Source organism: Streptomyces sp. NPDC051315, from assembly GCF_044455165.1.
Taxonomy (GTDB): domain Bacteria; phylum Actinomycetota; class Actinomycetes; order Streptomycetales; family Streptomycetaceae; genus Streptomyces.
The window spans coordinates 328,954-346,791 of sequence record NZ_JBITEN010000001.1 but is presented as its reverse complement, the minus strand read 5'-3'; the positions used below and the strand labels follow the sequence as shown (position 1 = coordinate 346,791).

General features: G+C 69.8%; 12 protein-coding genes. 3 read left to right on the top strand and 9 right to left on the bottom strand.

The window, feature by feature from the left end:
- Positions 1–16 precede the first annotated feature (16 nt).
- The 3 genes from ACIBBD_RS01470 to ACIBBD_RS01460 form a co-directional block, all read right to left on the bottom strand.
- Positions 17–1,306, bottom strand: a complete 1,290-nt coding sequence (locus ACIBBD_RS01470) for a hypothetical protein (protein WP_399417208.1) — start codon at positions 1,304–1,306, stop codon at positions 17–19.
- 67 nt (positions 1,307–1,373) lie between these two features.
- A complete protein-coding gene (locus ACIBBD_RS01465; protein ID WP_399417207.1) occupies positions 1,374–1,883 on the bottom strand; it encodes a hypothetical protein in 510 nt (169 codons plus the stop codon).
- Between the two features lie 73 nt (positions 1,884–1,956).
- Positions 1,957–2,334, bottom strand: a complete 378-nt coding sequence (locus ACIBBD_RS01460) for a hypothetical protein (protein WP_399417206.1) — start codon at positions 2,332–2,334, stop codon at positions 1,957–1,959.
- A 127-nt stretch (positions 2,335–2,461) separates the two neighbouring features.
- On the opposite strand from ACIBBD_RS01460, the gene ACIBBD_RS01455 reads away from it, so the two are divergent.
- On the top strand, positions 2,462–2,998 hold the full coding sequence (locus tag ACIBBD_RS01455) for a hypothetical protein (RefSeq protein WP_399417205.1): 537 nt from the start codon (positions 2,462–2,464) through the stop codon (positions 2,996–2,998).
- A 99-nt stretch (positions 2,999–3,097) separates the two neighbouring features.
- Here ACIBBD_RS01455 and ACIBBD_RS01450 read toward each other — a convergent pair whose 3' ends face one another.
- The 3 genes from ACIBBD_RS01450 to ACIBBD_RS01440 all read right to left on the bottom strand — a co-directional run bounded on the left by ACIBBD_RS01450 (position 3,098) and on the right by ACIBBD_RS01440 (position 7,623).
- On the bottom strand, positions 3,098–6,283 hold the full coding sequence (locus ACIBBD_RS01450; protein ID WP_399417204.1) for a DEAD/DEAH box helicase: 3,186 nt from the start codon (positions 6,281–6,283) through the stop codon (positions 3,098–3,100).
- A complete protein-coding gene (locus tag ACIBBD_RS01445) occupies positions 6,276–7,085 on the bottom strand; it encodes a hypothetical protein (RefSeq protein ID WP_399417203.1) in 810 nt (269 codons plus the stop codon). The genes ACIBBD_RS01450 and ACIBBD_RS01445 overlap by 8 nt, the downstream gene beginning before the upstream one ends.
- A gap of 178 nt (positions 7,086–7,263) precedes the next feature.
- Positions 7,264–7,623, bottom strand: coding sequence for an ATP-binding protein (locus tag ACIBBD_RS01440; RefSeq protein ID WP_399417202.1), 360 nt, complete (start codon positions 7,621–7,623; stop codon positions 7,264–7,266).
- Positions 7,624–7,820: 197 nt separating this feature from the next.
- Between ACIBBD_RS01440 and ACIBBD_RS01435 the strand changes: the two genes are divergently transcribed.
- The gene (locus ACIBBD_RS01435; protein ID WP_399417201.1) at positions 7,821–8,687 is read left to right on the top strand and encodes a helix-turn-helix domain-containing protein; all 867 of its coding nucleotides are present in this window, start codon (positions 7,821–7,823) and stop codon (positions 8,685–8,687) included.
- Positions 8,684–8,878 (top strand): DUF397 domain-containing protein, encoded by a 195-nt coding sequence (locus tag ACIBBD_RS01430; protein ID WP_399417200.1) that lies wholly within the window; start codon positions 8,684–8,686, stop codon positions 8,876–8,878. Before ACIBBD_RS01435 ends, ACIBBD_RS01430 begins: the two co-directional genes overlap by 4 nt.
- 4 nt (positions 8,879–8,882) lie before the next feature.
- Here ACIBBD_RS01430 and ACIBBD_RS01425 read toward each other — a convergent pair whose 3' ends face one another.
- The 3 genes from ACIBBD_RS01425 to ACIBBD_RS01415 all read right to left on the bottom strand — a co-directional run bounded on the left by ACIBBD_RS01425 (position 8,883) and on the right by ACIBBD_RS01415 (position 17,810).
- A complete protein-coding gene (locus tag ACIBBD_RS01425; RefSeq protein WP_399417199.1) occupies positions 8,883–10,535 on the bottom strand; it encodes a hypothetical protein in 1,653 nt (550 codons plus the stop codon).
- 103 nt (positions 10,536–10,638) lie between these two features.
- Positions 10,639–14,778 (bottom strand): Eco57I restriction-modification methylase domain-containing protein, encoded by a 4,140-nt coding sequence (locus tag ACIBBD_RS01420; RefSeq protein WP_399417198.1) that lies wholly within the window; start codon positions 14,776–14,778, stop codon positions 10,639–10,641.
- A complete protein-coding gene (locus ACIBBD_RS01415; RefSeq protein ID WP_399417197.1) occupies positions 14,778–17,810 on the bottom strand; it encodes a helicase-related protein in 3,033 nt (1,010 codons plus the stop codon). The genes ACIBBD_RS01420 and ACIBBD_RS01415 overlap by 1 nt, the downstream gene beginning before the upstream one ends.
- Positions 17,811–17,838 lie beyond the last annotated feature (28 nt).

The window sequence follows — 17,838 nt, the reverse complement described above, 5'->3', positions numbered from 1 at the left end:
CGTCCCGGCTGTGCGGTCACCAGGGGTCGAGCTCCCGTGCGCCGGGCGCCTCGACGGGCAGCGACGTCTCTCGGGCACGGGAGTTGAGGGCGATGAGCCTGCCTGTCGTCCGGTCCAGGTGGAAGGCGTACGCCTTTGCCTTGTCGGCGAACTCTGCCGCCGGGCGGGTCAGACCGCCGCCCGTGATGAGGATGAGGCGCTTGGGCAGATCCTCGCCGGCCGCCGCGGCCATGCCGTTCAGCCGCTGGATTTCGGGGGCCGACAAGTCTTTGCCGGTGCTGCGCCACTCGATGTGGAACACCTCGGACTCGATCGGGACGTCAGCCTCGCCTGCCACGAGGTCCGAGAAACCGAGCGTGGTGAGTTGGTGGAGGACCGCTTCCGTGATCTCCCGAGGGGTCATTGGGCCCGGGCGGCGTTCGGGCGCGCTCTCCTCGAGCCCGTCCAGGAGATCGGTGAACTCCTCCATCCACTCGGGGGCGGTCTGCTCGGGCAGATCTGGGAAAAGGCTGTCCTGCAAGGCAGATCTGGGCTTTGGAGAGGGTAGGGTGGCGGGCTCCGGCGGCGCCCACGGTGGCTCCATGTCCCACGCTTCCGGTCCTTTGCACAACAAGTCGGCGAGCTCCTCAACGGATACGTCCGCCTGCGGCACGCCCGGTATGGAGGACGATGTGGTGCGGAGGCACCATGCGAGGTCGACACGCCCCCACCCGCCCCATCGCGGTGTGTGCACGTCCACCAGCCATCCGAGGGTCGGCTTGAGCGAGACGCGCACGAAGGCGTCCGGCAACTCGGCTTCCAGGAACGCTCCCTCGCGCCCGTCGAGGACGTCGAGCTTCGGCGCGTGGCGTGGCCCGTAGGCGAAGTACCCGTTCCCGGCGACCACCCGCCGCACGCGTACACCCCTCATGTCCAGGAGGTCGGCCAGCTCGGTCATCTCGGATGGCTCGCACTCGTTCCAGCGCCAGGGGGACGGCAGCGGCTCTCCGGTGAGCTGGGCCGAGGCGTGGGCGTGTACGGCATCCACGAGTACGTCGTCGGGGGTGTTCAGCGGCCAGAGGGACGGCTCGCTGTTCAGGACGGGATCCAGCACCGCCCAGACGATGCTGTGCCCCATGCGTACGTGGGCCAGGCCGACCGACTGAGACCCGGACAGAAGGACCTTCAGGAGCATCCGTCCCTGTGAGTCGTCGAAGACTACCCGTTCAGCCAGCTCGGGGTGGCGTTCACGCAGGGCCTGTGCCAGGGACTGGAAATGCAGGTGTAAGCCGAAGGCGGCGACCATGTCACCGGGCGGGAACGGCAAGGCAGTTCACTCCTGTCGAAGGCGGGCGGCGGTGTCGTGGTGCCTGGTCGTAGCTTAGGCCGCCTCGTCAGCGGCGCTTGAGGGAGTAGTCGCCCACCACTGAGCCGTAGGGCTTCAGGAGCGGCTGCAACTCGCGCTTGATGAGCGCCGCGTCGCGCTCCGGAAGCTTCAGCGAGGCCCGGCGCATGCGGACGCTCCAGGTGCGAGGGTCCGGGAACACCTCAAGGTCGTTCACCAGGTCGCGCAGGACGACCCCGTCCCTGAAGGGGACCAAGCCATGGATCCGCAGACGGCAGCCTTCTGTGAACCGTCGTTCGCCGAACGACACTGGCTGGTCCAGCGTGCTCACCTCGCTGGTGAGGGTGGCCTGCCCGATGACGCGCCCGAGGTCGCGGGTGGGATTCCCGAAACAGCCGCGCGTCGTGTAAAGCAGCGCCTCGTCGCCTTTCTTCAGGCTGAGGGACTGCTGCGCGCGACCGGCGGGGAAGGCCATGCGCTGGTATTCCAGAACCCAGGCGAGGGGTTCACGGTCGCTGATGATGATCAGGTGGGTGGCGGGTGCGTCCGAAGCGGTCATGAAGGTGCGTCCTTGATGAGAGGCGGCGGTTCTGTCGAAGGGCTGCGGAGATTCGGCTGCTGCGCGAGTCCGGCTACCTGCGTAGGGACTTCAGCTCGGCGCCGCTGCTCGTGACACGCCAGAACAACCAGCCGTTCGCGTTGGGGGACCGGTCCGGGTTGAGTTCCTGGATCACCGCCATGGCGGCGGCGCTGGGCGAGGAGAAGGACTGACCTGCCTGCGGCCCCCGGGTGACCGTCAGGCTGCGTGTGGCCGGGTGGAAGAGGCCCTGGACCCGCTCACCCCGGTACACCGCGTGGACACGGACGTCGTCCGACTCCTCGTCGGGCTCCTCGGGGATGCTCCATGACTCCACCAGCCGCCGTACCACGTCGGACGGCGTGCACGCCATGAGACGCGCGGCGAAGACGACCTTCTCGTACGTCTGCTCATCGAGTTCAATAGATGGCATAGCGCTAATAATGTTCAGCTTGCGTAGAGGAGTCAAGGTGATCGGCGTTCCGCGGCTCTCCGGTGGGGTCAGCCGATCACCGGGTTCCTTATGATCAGTCGCGGGGACGACAACGAGGGGGAACGGCGTGACCACGACGTACGGCACAACGACCGACGCGGAGGTTCCGGGGCGCCGCCAGGACGACGACCTGGACGAGTCACTGCGGAACATCGAGCAGGCGGTACGCACCGCACAGCGGGCCTTCGACGAGATCAGCCGGTGCAACCTTCTGCTCGATCACGCGCAGGAAACCGGTGACGAGGTGATTCAGGAGCTCGACGTGTTGCTGCGTCGCCGCGAGCATACGGCTGTCCCGGCTCTACTGGACCGGCTCGACGCACTCGCGGCCGACGTGGCCAGGTCGGAGGCGGACCGGGTGGTGGTGCGCCGCATCCTCTTCGGAGAGGACGAGGACGAGGAACCGGCCGGCGCCGCCGACGAGGCGGCGGTGTCCTGCCTCACCGCGGACGACCTGCCCCGGATCCCCACAGTGCACGACGTGGAGGACCCAGGGGACAGCACGCTGGAGGACATGTGGGAGCGGGACCAGGCGCTCGCCTCACGGCGTACGAGGTCCGGCTGGAGCGGACCCGGATCGCCGCCGATCACCTGCGCACGGTGACCGACAGGGTGGTGGACTCCTTCGGTACTCCGGCCGCCACGGCCGCACTGCTCGCACAGGCTCGCCGGGCGTACGTGCTGTGGGCGTCCTGCGTATGAGTCACTGCACTCCGTCGAGGATCCGCCACACCGTCCGGTAGGCCGTGCCCTTGGACCCCAGAGCCGACCGCCAGGCCGTCTCGGGCAGGGCGGCAAGCCGGCTGCGTGCCGCCGCGGGGCCGCTCGTGCGGTCCTCACCGGCGATCGTCGCGGCCATGCGGGCCGCCGCCGACCGCGGTACGCCGGCGAGCCGCATCGCGATGGCATCTTCGGAACGGACGCCGTAGAAGGCGTACGACGGGATGTTCCGCAGCTCGCGCTGCGCCTCGGCGGTGAGGGTCGAGAACTCCTGGCCCAGGGTGAGGGACTGGAGCGCCGACAGGCCCCAGGAAACCGTTGGGGCCATCTCTCCGAACAGCCGTTGGCAGCACCGGGTGATGGCCTTGAGGGTGTTCTTCTCCCCCTCCTTCATGAAGTGGTCCTCGGCCAGCTGCGGTACGGACGCGCCGCCCACCCAGTCCTGGATGACACGAGCGATGTAATCACCGGCCCGGCCCTCGTGCTCCGCCGTGACGTCCTGCAGGTTGTCCCGCAGCTCGGGCACCTGGAGCATGACCCCGATCAGCTGGGCGAGGGGTCTGCGGTCACCCTCGAACAGCGGGGTGCCCCACACGTCGCGGTCGATCTGCGCCTCACCCAGCCGTTGCAGCGTGCCCGCGATGCTCTCCCACGAGAAGCCTGTGCTGTCGACCAGCGCCAGTGCCTTTCCGGAGAGGCGTTCCGCGTATTCGCGCACGCTGCGCGTCAGCTGGGAGGCCCAGTCGCGGTTCACCTGACGCAGGTCCTGGAATCCCAGCGTGCCGCGGAGGATCTGCTCGGCCTCCTCGGCGAACTCCTCGTGGTCGCCGATCTGCCGGTACGTGTGGGCCAGGTACTGCACGAACGACGACCACTCGGGAAGGTGCGCCAGGGTGTGCAGGTCGAGGTGCCCGTATTCGCTCATGGCCGTGCGCACCATGTCGACAAGGGTGGAGTTCAGCTCCGCGACCTGCCGGCCGACGAACTTTCGCAGCTTCCCGGCGCGTACCTCGTCCTCCGCGGCCAGCGCGATCAGGCCCACCTCCCCCTGCTCGACCCGCCCGGCACGCCCGACGAGGTTCCAGAAGTCGGGCGCCGGAATGTCGTTGCCGTACGGGAACTGGTGCGAGGCCAGAACGACATTCGCCACTGGGAAGTTGACGCCCTGGGCGATGGTCGTGGTGGACACCAGGTGGGTCAGGTCGCCGGTCTCCATCAAATACTCCGTGACGACTCGAATTTCGTCCGGGAGACCGCGGTGATGGACGCCGATCCCCTTGGCGAGCAGACCCGCCAGCGGGAAGTCCGCGCCGAACTCCTCCTCGACCACCTCTCGGACTGCTCGCAGGTCTTCGCCCATGTCCGTCAACTCGGCGCGCCCGCCCGCGATGATCTGCGCGATCGACCAGGCGTGGTCCGGCCGTTGGGCCAGAGTGATGGTCTGGCCGCGTGCCGCGAGAACCGTCGCCGTCGCCGCGGCGAGCTTGCCCGGGCTGTTCACCTGCGACCAGGACAGCCCGAGCGGCCGGTATCCGTCCAGGGGCAGCAGGTCCGGAACGCTGAGTGTTCTCCGGCTGGTGACCAAGGGTTCCAGGGCGGCCCGGAAACCGCCGCTGCCCGGGGCTCGCTCGCGCCGGGCCAGCGCCAGGATGCGGTCGTTCGGTGTCCAGTCCACGGACAGGCCGACCGACTGGTGGCTGCCGCTGTCCAGCCACGCGGCGATGACGTCCCCGTTGTCGATGAAGGGTGTCAGGAGCAGAAACCCCGCGTCCTGGGCCTCACGGTTGACCGTGGCGAGCAGCAGCTCCAGTTTGATCCCGCGCTTGTCCACGCCCAGGTGGTGTGCCTCGTCCGCCACCACCAGACACAGCGGACGCCCGATCTTCTCCTGCCAGCCGGACCGCAGCAGCAGGTCCAGCTTCTCCGGTGTGGACACCAGCACCCGGAACTGCCGCTCGCTGCGGTCGGTGAGCATGTCCGCTTCCAGACCGTCGAACTCCAGGGCAGGACTGACCCGCTCCACCCCGATCCCGAGGCCGGCGAAGTCGCGGCGCAGCCGGCGCGTCACCTGGTTCACAAGCGCCCGGTTCGGGGCGATGTACGCGACCCAGCCACGCTGCTTGTCGTAGGCGTTGAGCGCCTGGAGGATCCGAAACTGGGCGATCAGGGTCTTGCCCGCGCTGGTGGGCAAGCTGACGACCACGCTGCGGTGCGCCGCCCTGATCAGGCCCTGCTCGGCGAGGGCCACGCGCTGCGGCGGCAGCACCTCGAAGATCGGGCGCGGCCGTCCCCGGTCGACGAGGGAGGCGACGAAGGCGTTCACTTCCGGGCTGACCGCGCGGGCCACCGTCCACAGGCTGTTGTCGACGATCTGGTCCGCCGTGGCTGCCAGCAGCCGGACCAGCACCTCCAGATCCGGGTCTGCGGAGGCCACCGCCGCCTCCAGGGCCCGGTCGCAGTGCGCCTGCACGCGCTGGCGCACCCCGTAGTGACGGCTGGGGCGCTTCTCCCGCATCAGATGTCCGGTCGCCAGATACGCGGCGAGCAGTTCCGCCGTCTTGAGCAGGTGGTAGTGGGCGGCCAGCGACCAAGCGGCGGGCCGGGCATCGTCCCCCGCCCCCGACAGGTACGCCTCCTCCCACACCGCCTGGTCCTCGCGCAGCTCGGCGATGGCATGGTCCAGGGCGTCGAGGTCCTCCCACCCGCGCTTGCGCAGCAACAGCAGCCACACGTCCGCGGTACCGCGCCGCACCCGGCCCTCCCAGTCCTCCTCGGGATCCGGTGCGGAGGGCAGCTCGACGTCCGCGAGCAGCCGGGCCGCGAGCGGCGTCTCGTCGGCGATCCACCCCAGGCACGCGGTGCGCAGCAGCTCCAGCCGCGCCTCGGGAGAGTTACCCTCGGGCAGCCGTGCCCGCGCCAGCGCGAACATCTGACCGCACAACCGGCGCGTGGCCGGAGCCTTCGGATCCTCAGCGATGGCGTCCCACGCCAGCAGATCCAGCGCCCCCACCGCGAAGTCGACCGCCTCACGACTGTCCGGAGAGCCCTGCGGAACCTCCGCGTCGACCGCCCGCAGGGCCGAACCGATCAGCACCCGCTGCGCCCGCTCACCGGCCTCCCGTACAAGACCCGGTTCGAGCGCGCCTTCCAGCCAGCCCAGATCAGCCAACGTCACCCACCCCCGCATGGGCGGGCCAGGCGGCCATGCCGATCGGCAGGTACCAGGCGGTCAGCAGCGCGTGCATCGGCTCCACGACCGTCTTGGCCAGTTCCGCCGCGGGCCCGCTCAGGTCCGTGGGCACGGGAGCGGTGTCCCGCACCAGACAGCCGAACAGCCGGAAGTCCCTGCCCTGCGAGCTGATGAAGCGACGGGCCGCGATCTGGTACGCGCTGACGTGCTCGGCGCTGCGGCACCGGTGGCGCAGCCATTTCATCAGCGTGAAGTGGTCGTTCCCCTGCGACAGCCGCTTGAGCTGCTCGATCATGCCGTCCGGCCGGGCGGTCATCACCTTCGGCGGACTCTTCGCCTCCGACGACGACTTCACCTCGCCGAACAGCAGCGTCGCCGTCCCGTCCGCCACCCATAAGCCCACCAGATCGGCACCCGGCAGGCTCGCCTTGCGGGTACGCCGGTCCCGTGCGCCGTCCCACAGCCACACCGCGCCGTGCCAGTGCTCCAGCAGCACCTCGGCCAGGGCTTCCCCGAACTGCCAGGGTTTCGGCTCCGGCTCGGTCGCCAGCAGGGCGCCGATGAACTCGGTCTCCATGTCGGTCGTGGCCAGCGACCGCAGCTCGGTGACGATGTCCCGGGTCGCCTCCAGATCGCCGGCCCGCTCGGCCCACGGCCCGGCACCTAACTCCCGCATCACCTCGGGCGTCAGCCCGACGCCGCTCCATGTCACGGCTCCGTCGGTGCCGCCGTACAACTCGATCCCCTGCGGGATGCGCGGTGCGGCGCTGCGTTCCCCCACGCGTACGTCCTTCCCCCCACCCGGCACCCCCGTGCCGGCCCCGTGCCACCGCCCGACCGGGCCGGGTGGTGCGTCCGGCCACTGCTGAGCACGACGGTGTGATCAGAATTCTCTCCACCTCCCGGGGCGTTGTCCACGCCGTGTGTCCGCCTGTGGACGGACTGTCTCGCATTCCCCGTCAGGTGAGCGGGAGACATGCCCAGACGGTTTTCCCGGAAGGCGGCCGGGGAACCGTGCCCCAGCGAGTGGCGAGCGCGTCGACGAGGACCAGGCCGCGTCCGGACTCGGCATCGGAGTCGGGGGAGGTGGTGGTACGGGGCTGGGGTCGACGGTCGCCGCGGGGGTCGGCGACCTCGACACGGAGGGTGTCCGGCGCCTCGACGACCAGCCTGAGGCGGAAGCAGCGGCCTCTCACCCGGCCGTGGGTCACCGCGTTCGCGGCCAACTCGGCGACCACCAGGCCGGCGGACTCACTGGCGGTGCAGGTGGGCGGCCAGCCCCACTCCGCGAGTTGCTGCACCGTCAGGAGCCGGGCCACGCGGGCACCGCGGGGGTGTGGCGCTGAGGAGCTGGGTGAAATGCCGGGTCGCCCCGGGGGTGGGGATTTGCGACTTCATGTTCACCGAGCGTGGTCGGCTCGCTCTACGCTGACCAGCAATCCCTTCGGTACGGAGGGTGTGTGTACCGGTACGGACGGTGTTCCGTGCGGGATGTCGGCCGTGACCTGAGATGGGGGTGACGGTGGCGGAGGCGCAGGAGTCCTACGAGTCGTGCGACGACGGCGAGCTGAGCAGTGACCTGATGCGGGCGATCGGCAAGCAGCTGAAGGTGCTGCGGGAACGGGCCGGGATGACGCAGAAGGAGCTCGGCGATGCGCTCGGATACAGCGAGGATCTGATCTCCTCGGTGGAGAGGGGGCGGCGGACGCCGCAGCGGGAGTTGCTAGAGGCGGCGGACGAACTCCTCGAGGGCGGTGGGGTGTTGAAGGCCGCCATTGAGGACGTGGAGAGGGCCAAGGCGAAGGCGCGGGTTCGGCATCCGGCTTGGTTTTGGGATTATGCGCGGTTGGAGCGGGAGGCTGTTGAGATCAACTTCTACAACAACCACGACATTCCCGGCCTGTTGCAGACCGAGCGGCGGATCCGGGCGCTGTACGAGATGCGCAAGCCCTTGCTGGGTGAAGACATCATCGAGCAACGGGTGGCCTCGCGGATGGCCCGCCAGGAGATCCTGACGCACTGGCCGCCGCCCATGGTGACGGCGGTCGTCGAGGAGGTAGTGCTGCGGCGGCCCATTGGCGGACCGGAGGTTCACAAGGAGCAGCTGGAGCAACTGATCAGGCTCGCCCAGTTGCGCAACGTGGAACTCCAGGTGATGCCGACGGACCGGAGCGGGCACGCCGGGATGGGCGGCCCCTTCGTCCTGCTCACACCGAAGGGAAAGCCGCAGGTCGGATACACGGAGGTGCAGAACAGCAGCCGCCTGCTCACGGATACCGAGGACGTACGTATCCTGGCCGCACGGTACGAAAGCATCAGGGCTCAGGCGCTCACCATGCGGGAGTCCCTCGACCTGATCAACAGCATGCTGGGAGAACTATGAGCACTGCCGAACCCGTGCGCCTCAGCTGGTTCAAGAGCAGCTACAGCGGCAACGAGGGCGGCGAATGTCTGGAGGTCGCCGCCGCTCCCGGCGCCGTGCACGTGAGGGACTCCAAGGATCCCGCCCGTGCCCAGCTCGCCTTCCGGCGCCGGGAGTGGGACGCGTTCGTACGGTTCGCCTCCGGACGCTGAGCCGTCAGGTCTTGGTGTTGGTGGGGTGCGGGCCGAGGTAACCGACGTAGATCAGGCCGGTGTTGGGGCCGTCGTCGTGGAAGTAGAGCCGTGGGGCCACCATGTTGCCGCCGCCGATGCGGAGGTGGGCCTCCATGAACAGCTTTCTGCTGGGGTCGACGGCCTCAGGAACCGGGAACGTGCGCTCGCGGCGCCAGTCCTCGCGGCTTCCGACGGTCTTGGACTCCTTCATCTTGACCTTGCCCGCCGGGAAGGGGTGCTGGCAGTCGTCCGGCAGGTGGGAACACCAGTAGCGGAAGTCGCCGCCCGCCGTGCCGGCGGCTGACGCAGAGGCGTAGGCGTTGAGGGCGTGGAGAGCGTCCCAGGCGACCTCGACCCAGTTGCCGATGCACTGGGCGTCGAGTTCCCTCATGATCTTCCGGTTGCCCGTGAACCGTAGGTGACGGAACTGGCCCATCCGGTCGAGGAGCTTGGCAAAGGTGGCGGGGCAGTCGGCGGGTTCCTCGACGGGCGCGTGCGCGAGGTCGTACTGACCTGCCTTTTCAAGCCGTATCTGAAGGACCCGTACTTGACGCTCGGCGTGCTTGAGCTTGGAGTACAGGTCCTGGTTCTCGGCGGCCTGGTCGAACTCCAGCTCCTCCGCGATCTGGAGTTGCTGGCGCAGGTCGCGCAGCACGTCCGCGAAGGCGTTCTCGCGCTGTTCGGCCTCGTCGAGCATCGTGGTCAGGGTGGCGTTCTTCGCACGGAGTTCTTCCAGACCGGAGCCGTGGGCCGCCGGGCGGGGGCGGGTGCGCTGGACGGGCAGGTTGTCCAGGGGGCCGGGGAGCGGCAGGCGCAGGGCCAGTCTCTGGGGGAGGGCCGCGAGGATGGCTGCCGCGCGTTTCGGGTTCGCCTCCAGCGTGGCGCGTGACATCACAGGGTGGCGCTGGGCGTCGGGTTGCCAGGCCGGGTCCACGCCCGGGAGGTAGGTGCGGATGCCGCCGCCGAAGACGCGGTGGTAGTCGAGAGTGTCTTCGAACAACTGCTGTGCGTCCGGGCGGAGCACGTACATTACGGCGAGGCCGGTGAGGTGCTTGAAGGCCGGTTCGACGACCTTCTCGGTCCAGGCTTCCGGGTTCTGTCCGTAGGGGACGCTCGCCACGACTATGGGGAGCCGGCGGTCCAGGTCGCAGAGTTCCTCGATCACCTCCTCCACGTCGTCCGGCTCGATGAACTTCGGGACTGTGCCGACGTCGGCGAGACCGTCCTGAGCGTCGAGCGTGTCGAGTAACAGCTTCGCGATGCCCGGGGTGTTGGCGCGGATGAGCCGCACGTCCGACGACGCCGGGAGGTGCTCGATGTCGACCTGGATCCACGTGCGGTGGCCGTCCTCCCGGGGGTCCGAACGGACGACGAGCGTGGATTGCCAGGTGCCCTGGACCGGGTGGTCCTTCCACTCACGCAACCGCCAGCGGGAGTACGCACCATGCCGGCCGGACACTGCGTCGTGGTCGAGGGTCACACCCTCGGCTATCTCGTTGCGCCCCTCGTCCAGGGCCGAGGTGTCGTACGGCTTCAGCACGCTCAGCCAGTGGTGCAGTTGGCGGTCCGCGATGGCGGAGGCCGTGACGAAGTCCTGCTTGGTCGACACGACCATCCGGTAGTTGCGTGGTTCCATGGGCGGCTCCTGGGCGGTGCAGCGGTTGATGGAGACGCCGAGTACGGCGCACCGCGTGGGCGGTGCGCCGGTGGGGGTGCTCAGGCGCGGTGGTGCGGTTGGGTCACGCCGGGTGGCGGGGGCCCTGGCCGGGAGGCGGGTCGAGGATGGTCTGGTAGGCGGTGCCGGTCCGCTCGGCCTCGGCCATGCGGTCGTAGATGTCGAGGATCAGGTTCTTGGTGCGGTAGGTGCCGTGGGCGGCCTTGTCCTTGCGGTTGATGACCGGGAACGTGTCCATGACGTAGTCGACTTCGTCGCGGTCGAGGCCGTAGAGGTGGAAGAAGGCCGCGTCCAATTCGGCGCGGAGGAGCATGCGGCGCTCGTCGTCCCAGCGGTACGGGGGGCCGTCGAGGCCGTGGTCGGCGGCGAAGTCGGCCATGTCGTTTGAGGTGTAGACGAGTTCCAGCACACGGGGCGTGCACCAGTCGGCAAGGCTCGTCGGCTCAGGGGCAGCCGGGAAGGGAAATTCGGCATCCGGCTCGGGAACCGGGAACTGCATGACGTAGCCGTACGTCATGGACGTGCCAGCGACCTTCTGCCGGGCCACGTAGTCGAAGGCGAATGAGGCGAGGACGGCCTGGAGCGTGGCGGCCTGAGACCGCACAAGCATGAGCGGGAACTTGTGGCCGACACCGTACGCCGGAAGAGCTGACCCAATCATTGTGCGGGTATCGGTCGACCGAGCAATGTCCCGCCACCCCATCAACCACTCGCGGCGCCACTCCCGCTCCGCCAACCGTGAAGCCACCCCATGCTCCCTGACCGGCTTGCCCTTCCGGTCCTTCTTCCCGGCGTGCACGTCGAGCTCCGGCACCCAGTACCGAGGCATCGGCACAAACGCAGGATCGTCATGCTGCTCCGGCGTCAACCGAGGCAGCGTCCCCATGTTGGCCTGCGCCTCCGTCTGGCCCTCGTACGTGCCCAGGCGGTGGTCGAAGTGGTGCAGCATCTTCGCCTCGTACAGCGGCAGGTACCGCTGCCCGTCCCGCTCGAAGACGTTGCCGTTCAGGGTCCAGCCCTCGGCCGACAACTCCTCCTGTGTGCGAAACAGATGGGAATCGTTGGACATGTCGAACATCCGCATGAACGACAGGCCCCACGGGTTGCCGTCCGGGTCGCCCTCCCTGATCAGGACCGGTACCCGGCGGTAGATCCCCAGCGTGATCTCGGCGTCCCGGCGTGAGCGGAATACCGGGAGTGTCCCGGTGTTGGGGTTGACCAGCAGGATCTCCTCCGGCGGCATCGCGAAGCGGCGGCTCGGCAGGTCCTCCATGTACCGCGTGCTGAAGGCGAAGGACGCCTCCCGCACCCGCTCCTCCCGGCCCGCCACCGTCAGGAGGCAGAAGCGGACCCGGTGGTCCACGGCCCGGCTCAGCAGGAACGCCTCGTTTTCGAAGTCCAGGAAGGACGCGAGCCGTGCGCTGCGCACCAGGTCGGAGAAGAACGGCGCCGTCGTCGCGTCCGTAGCGATGCCCGTCGGCAGCACCAGGCCGAAGCGCCCGTGCGGGGCGATGCTCAGGGACGCCGTCTCGGCGAACACGGCGTACGTGTTCACGTCACCACGGCCTGCCAGCGGGAAGCGGCCCGAGTCGCGCAGCAGGTGACTGACGCCCTCCGCCTGGCGCTTGGCCGCGGCGAAGTCCGTGTACAGCTTGCGCTCCGCCGGTTCCTCACTCGTCACCAGCGCCTTGATCAGCCGTTCCCGGGCTGCCTTGTTCTTCGCGCCCGCGATGGTCTCGCTGCGCGTCGCGAAGAACTCCTGCTCCTGAAGCTTGACGCGCTCCCACGGCGGATTCCCCAGCACACAGCTGAACCCCCCGCCCCACCCGGTGCGCTCATCCACCCCCGTGGCCGAGAAGTCCGCGTCCTCCGGCACCGAGAACACCTCGGGGAACTCCAGGTGCCAGTGGAAGAACCGGTACTCGTCCCGCAGCCGGTGAACCTTCTTCCGCGTGCCTTCCGGCAGCTTCTCCCAGCCGCTTTCCCGCAGGGCGAGCAGGCTCTCCAGCGTCAGAGCAGGGGGACGGGCCTCCTTGGTCTTCTCCCAGACGAACGCCGCGCACCACGCGTCGGCCAGGTCCCGCTCACGGACGTAGTCCGACTCGGGGTCCGCCGTGAGCGCCAGGTACGCGTCCCGCTGCCGGTGCACGTGTTCCAGGTCGTCGTTGGGCGCGTTGGTGATGTCCGCCGCCGCCCGGGCCAGCTTCTCGTTCGAGCCGGCCAGCGCCGTGACCGACGTGAACAGCTCGCCCTGGTGGACGCCCGACGATCGGGCCTGCCACGCCGCCCGTTCCGCCGCGTTGCGCTTGCGCAGCAGGGTCACCCACGTCTTGTCGTCGCCCTCGATCGGCTTGAACGCCTCGTCGGGCAGGCCCTCCGCAAGCAGCTTCGGCGTCGTACCGACCAGGCCGTTGCCGTGCCTGAGGTGCGAGTCGAGGAAGCTGAGCGGCTTGCCGGGCTCCAGGGACTCTATCCACAGGGACACCTTGGCCAGCTCCACGGCCATGTGGTTCAGATCAACGCCGTAGATGCAGCGGCCGATGACGTCCCGCAGAGCCGTACGCGTGGCTTCGGCGCTGGGCTCGGGCGAGTCCGTACGGACGGCCGCCAGGCGCTTGGCGATGCGGCGGGCCGCCGCGACCAGGAAGTGGCCGGAGCCGCACGCCGGGTCGCAGACCGTGAGGCGCAACAGGGCCGCCTCCTGCTCCTCCCGGGTCGCTCCCGACTTGACCGCGTCGTCTATCACCCGGTCCAGGGCTGAGTCGAGCAGGCAGTCGATGAGCGAGGAGGGTGTGTAGTACGAGCCGGTCGTCTTGCGTTCGTTGCCGGCGAGCGTGCGCAGCTCGAAGCTGTTCGCCGCGGGGTTGAAGCGGGGGACCAGCTCCAGCAGGGACTCGTAGATCGAGCCGAGTTCCTCCGCGCCGAGGTGGCGGTAGTCCACGCGGCGGGGGCGGTTGAGCTTCGGGTCGACGACGACGGACAGTGCCTTCACCGCCGTGAACAGGGCCTCGTTGGACAGCTCCAGGCCGTCCAGGACCTCGTCCTTATCCGTGCGTTCGAAGAGGCCGCCCAGGCCCGGCAGGCCGAGCTCGGGCAGTCCGCCCTCCTTGCCGAGGCCGTCCAGGACCAGGCGCAGGGCGTGCCACTGATCGCCGTGCGGGCTGCCCGTGCGGCGGGTGGCCGTGCGGCGCAGGCGAGCCGTGGAGAAGTACTTGTCGTAGCGCTCGCGGGCCTCGGCCGGTGCGTCCGGCGGGATCAGCAGGTCGCGGTCCTCCGCCACGAACAGGAACAGCAGGCGGTACACCAGGTTCAGCAGCGCCGGGTGCATCTCCCGGACCGTGACCTCGGACTCGTGGAGCTCCTCGCGGAGCCCGCCGTTGTCGGGGTGGGAGATGAAGCCGGTGCCCAGGGTGACCAGGGTCTTTTCCACGCCCTTGCGCAGTTGGTCGAGGGCGCGGGTGCCGCTGGCGATGGCTTCCGTGCGCCACTTCTCCAGCCAGCAGCCGGCCGGGCCGCTGTCGCCGTGGGGTTCCAGGCGGGAGCGGTGGGTCAGGCGCCACAGGAGGAGGAAGTCGGCGAAGCGGTCGCCCTCGAAGATGGCCTCGAGGTCGAACTCGACGTACGCCGAGCCGACCATGGAGGTGGAGTCGCGCAGCAGGCGCAGCAGCCGGCCGTTGGCGAGCACGCCCCACAGGGCCTGGTCGCCGCTGCGGTTGAGGTACTCCTGGAGCAGCGACTGCGGGGCCGGGCCGGGCAGCGTCGCGCTCCTGCGGTCCAGGTCGACGTTCCAGCCGGTGAGGTGCACCGGCGTGCCCTGCCACACGTGGCTGACCGCGAACCGCTTCTCGTCGTCCGCTGACGGCAGGCCCTCCCCGGGCGCGTCCGGCAGGCGGCCGTAGCCCAGCTGCTCGAACAGCGGCAGCAGCCAGCGCTCGACGGTGACGCCCACGGCCGGGATACCGTCGTTGCGGTCGGCGCCGTCCCTGACCAGCTGGTCCTGGAAGGCCGCCCACACGCCCTTGAGGTACGACCAGGAACGCTCGGCGGCGTCCCGGACCGTGTCGTTGACCGCGAACAGGCCGTAGTCGGACGGCTGGGCACCCGGGACGTCCTTGCCGTCGCGGACGCGCATCAGCATGTCCGGCGGCAGCAGGCCGCCCACGGTGAGGACCGAGTCGGTGACGATGGTCTTCGCAAGGCTCATCAGTGGGCTTCCCCGTTCGTGGTGGTGCCGGTGAGGACGGGGACCGGCAGGTAGTGGTACACGCCGAGCACGTCCGGGCGGCCCTGCACGGCGACGCGCAGGCCTCGGCGGGCCGGGCCGGAGGCGCCCCGCACGTCGCGGAAGGCGCCGCGCACCCGGCGGTGCGACTCCAGCAGGCGGGCCGCCAACTCCTCGCCGTGCTGCTCCAGCGTGGGCATGAGGGAGTCGAGAGAGGACAGGATTTTCGTGATGTGGTCCTCGGCGAACTGGCGCTCCGTATTCTGCGCCGCACGGGCGTCCAGCAGCGCGAACGCCTCCTCCTCGGGCAGCCACTCGGCGTTCGCCGCGCCGCCCCGGAACGCCAGCAGGCGGGCGTCCTCGGCCAGTTGCTGAGAGTTTCTGCCGTCGCGGCCGGGCAGCGTGAGCTGGAAGCGGTAGCGGACCAGGAGCAGCGTGGTGCGCTTGGCCACCGCCGTCGTACGGACCACTCCGCAGCGGCGGGCCGGGCGCTGCCACTGCGGCATCCGGTCGTCGAGCGCCGCGTCGAGCACGAAGCGGGCGACGGACGACACGACTGGGTCGGTGCGGGTGAGCGCCACCTCGCCGCGCGGGGCGGTCGGCGTGTCATGGAAGGCCACGGGCCGGGGATGGCGCGGGCCGAGCAGCGTGCCGAAGGCGTCGCGCAGGGCGGCGGGCAGGGCGTCCGTGTGCAGGGTGAAGCCGTCCGGTTCGCCGCGCAGCGGGCCGGCGACGCCACGCAGCGCGGTCAAGGCGTGGCGGGTGAAGCGGCGTACCTCCTCGCCCGTGCCGAGCGACGCCCGCACCTCGGCGACCTCCCTGGCCACCTCGTCCTTCTTCACCGCGTGCTGCGCGTACCGGGAGCGGGAGGCCTTCTCCCGCTCGGCAGCGCTCTGCCAGGCTTCGTGCAGGTCCGCCGCCTGCTTCCCGGCGACCGTCTCGACCGTGAACAGGCCCTCCTGCTCGAACTCGGCCCGTTCGCCACGCAGGATGAGGCCCTCCAGGACCGCCTGCATCACGTTCTCGGAGGAGTCCGGCACGGGTACGGAGATACCGGTCGCCTTGCGGATACGGGCGTGCTTGCGCAGCAGCACGTCCAGGACGATGCCGTCGATGGCGTTGTCAGCGCCGTACAGCGTGACCGCCTTGACGACGTCCCTGCGCTGCCCGAAGCGGTCGACGCGACCTTCTCGCTGTTCGTGCCGGGTCGGGTTCCAGGCGAGGTCGTAGTGGATGACGGCGTCGAAGCTCTCCTGGAGATTCACGCCCTCGGACAGGCAGTCGGTGGCCACCAGCACCCGGCGCTCCGGGGGAGTCTCGCCGTCCTCGTCTTCCTCCGTCAGGGCGGCGATACGAGCGACCCGCTGGTCGGGGGAGAGCTCACCGGTGACCGCTTCGACGGCGTACGTCTTCTTCCCGCTGCCCTTCTTGCCCTTGGTGCCCTTATTGAGGGCGGCGTCCAGGTGGTCCTTGACGTACTCGGCGGTGGAGATGAAACGGCAGAAGACGATGGGGTTGTAGCCCTCGTCCAGCAGCTCCTTCACCGTGGCGATGAGCTGCTTCAGCTTGCGGTCCTTCGCCGGGCCGGCGAGCGCCTCGGCGGCTTCGGCCATGGCCAGCAGACGGGCGCGGTCCTCCTCGTCCAGGGACCGGGCGTCCGGGTCGGTGTCGCCCGGGACCAGCAGGGTGCCGGGGACGGCGTCGGCGGACTCGGCCGACTCGTCGTCGGCGGGGTCGGTGACGGTGCGGCTGCCGATGGCGTCGGCCTCGGTCACCGAGTCGGCGTCCTGCACTCCGGCCCGGGTGCGCAGCGTCTTGCCGACGGCGGCGGGGGAGGAGCCGAGCGCGCGCAGCAGGGCGAGCGCCGACCACCAGCGGAAGCGCTGTTGGAGGGCGCCGTCCGCGCTGCGCACCGTCTCCCGGGCGTAGCCGAGCACCTCGTCGAGGAGATTCCGGTACTCCGGGTGCAGCGCGTAGGAGACCTCGCGGGAGAGCCGGTCGCTCGGGAAGTTGGCGTCGTCGCGGAAGTCGTCGCGGATGTCGGCACGCCGGCGCTGAACGAAGTGCTGAGCGAGCAGGGTGCGCCCCGCCTCGTGGTCGAGACTGACCGACTCCAGCTTCTTGTCCAGCAGGCCGAGCAGATTGCGGAAGGGCTCCTCCTTGCCGCTGTGCGGGGTCGCCGTCACCAGCACCAGGTGGCGTGCGGGGTCGTCGGCGAGGGCGCGCAGCAGGGCGTAGCGCAGCTGACGTTGCTGGCGGCCGCCGCCCGGGGAGGAGTCCGCGACACACGTGTGCGCCTCGTCGACGATCACCAGGTCCGGGCAGTTCTTGATGAAGTCGTCCCGGTGCCGGGGCGACTTGATGAAGTCGGTGGAGACGACGTAGTTGCGATCCGGGCGGAACACCGACTGCCCGTACAGGCGGCTGCGCTCCAGGCGCCCGATCGTGGAGGCCAGCACCAGCTCGGCGTCGATGCCGAACTTGCTGCGCAGCTCCGCCCGCCACTGTTCCGCGAGAGCCGGGCTGCACAGCACGGCCAGCCCGCGGGCGTCGCCCTGGGCCAGCAGCTCTTTGGCGATCAGCCCGGCCTCCACCGTCTTGCCGATACCGACGTCATCGGCGATCAGCAGCCGCACGGTCTCCTGCCGCAGCGCCATCAGCAGCGGCACCAGCTGGTACGGGCGGGGCTCCACGGAGATGCCGGCCAGGCAGCGGAACGGGCCCGCGCTGGACCGGAACCCGATCCGCAGGGCGCTGCGCAGCAGCCCCGCCGCCGCCTGGTCGCCGAGATCGGCGGGGCTCGGCGGGGCGAAGCTGGCGTGCTCAACCGTCTCCAAGGCCGGCAGCACCCCGGCGATGTCGTCGTCCGTGCCGCCCAGCGGGCGCAGGACGAGCAGTTCGGGCTTCGACTCGGGCAGTACGACCCATTCCCGGCCGCGGGCGCGCACCAGCGAGCCGACCGCGATCCGCGTCTCGCCGTCCCGGGCAGGCGCGGCGGTGGTGGACGACGTCATCGGTGGACCTTTCGGAAGAACGTGCGGG

What these genes read in the sequence shown, in the direction of transcription:
- ACIBBD_RS01420 (WP_399417198.1), bottom strand. Translation starts at nt 14,778, where the DNA reads ATGAGCCTTGCGAAGACCATCGTCACCGACTCGGTCCTCACCGTGGGC.
- ACIBBD_RS01460 (WP_399417206.1), bottom strand. Translation starts at nt 2,334, where the DNA reads ATGCCATCTATTGAACTCGATGAGCAGACGTACGAGAAGGTCGTCTTC.
- ACIBBD_RS01465 (WP_399417207.1), bottom strand. Translation starts at nt 1,883, where the DNA reads ATGACCGCTTCGGACGCACCCGCCACCCACCTGATCATCATCAGCGAC.
- ACIBBD_RS01415 (WP_399417197.1), bottom strand. Translation starts at nt 17,810, where the DNA reads ATGACGTCGTCCACCACCGCCGCGCCTGCCCGGGACGGCGAGACGCGG.
- ACIBBD_RS01430 (WP_399417200.1), top strand. Translation starts at nt 8,684, where the DNA reads ATGAGCACTGCCGAACCCGTGCGCCTCAGCTGGTTCAAGAGCAGCTAC.
- ACIBBD_RS01425 (WP_399417199.1), bottom strand. Translation starts at nt 10,535, where the DNA reads ATGGAACCACGCAACTACCGGATGGTCGTGTCGACCAAGCAGGACTTC.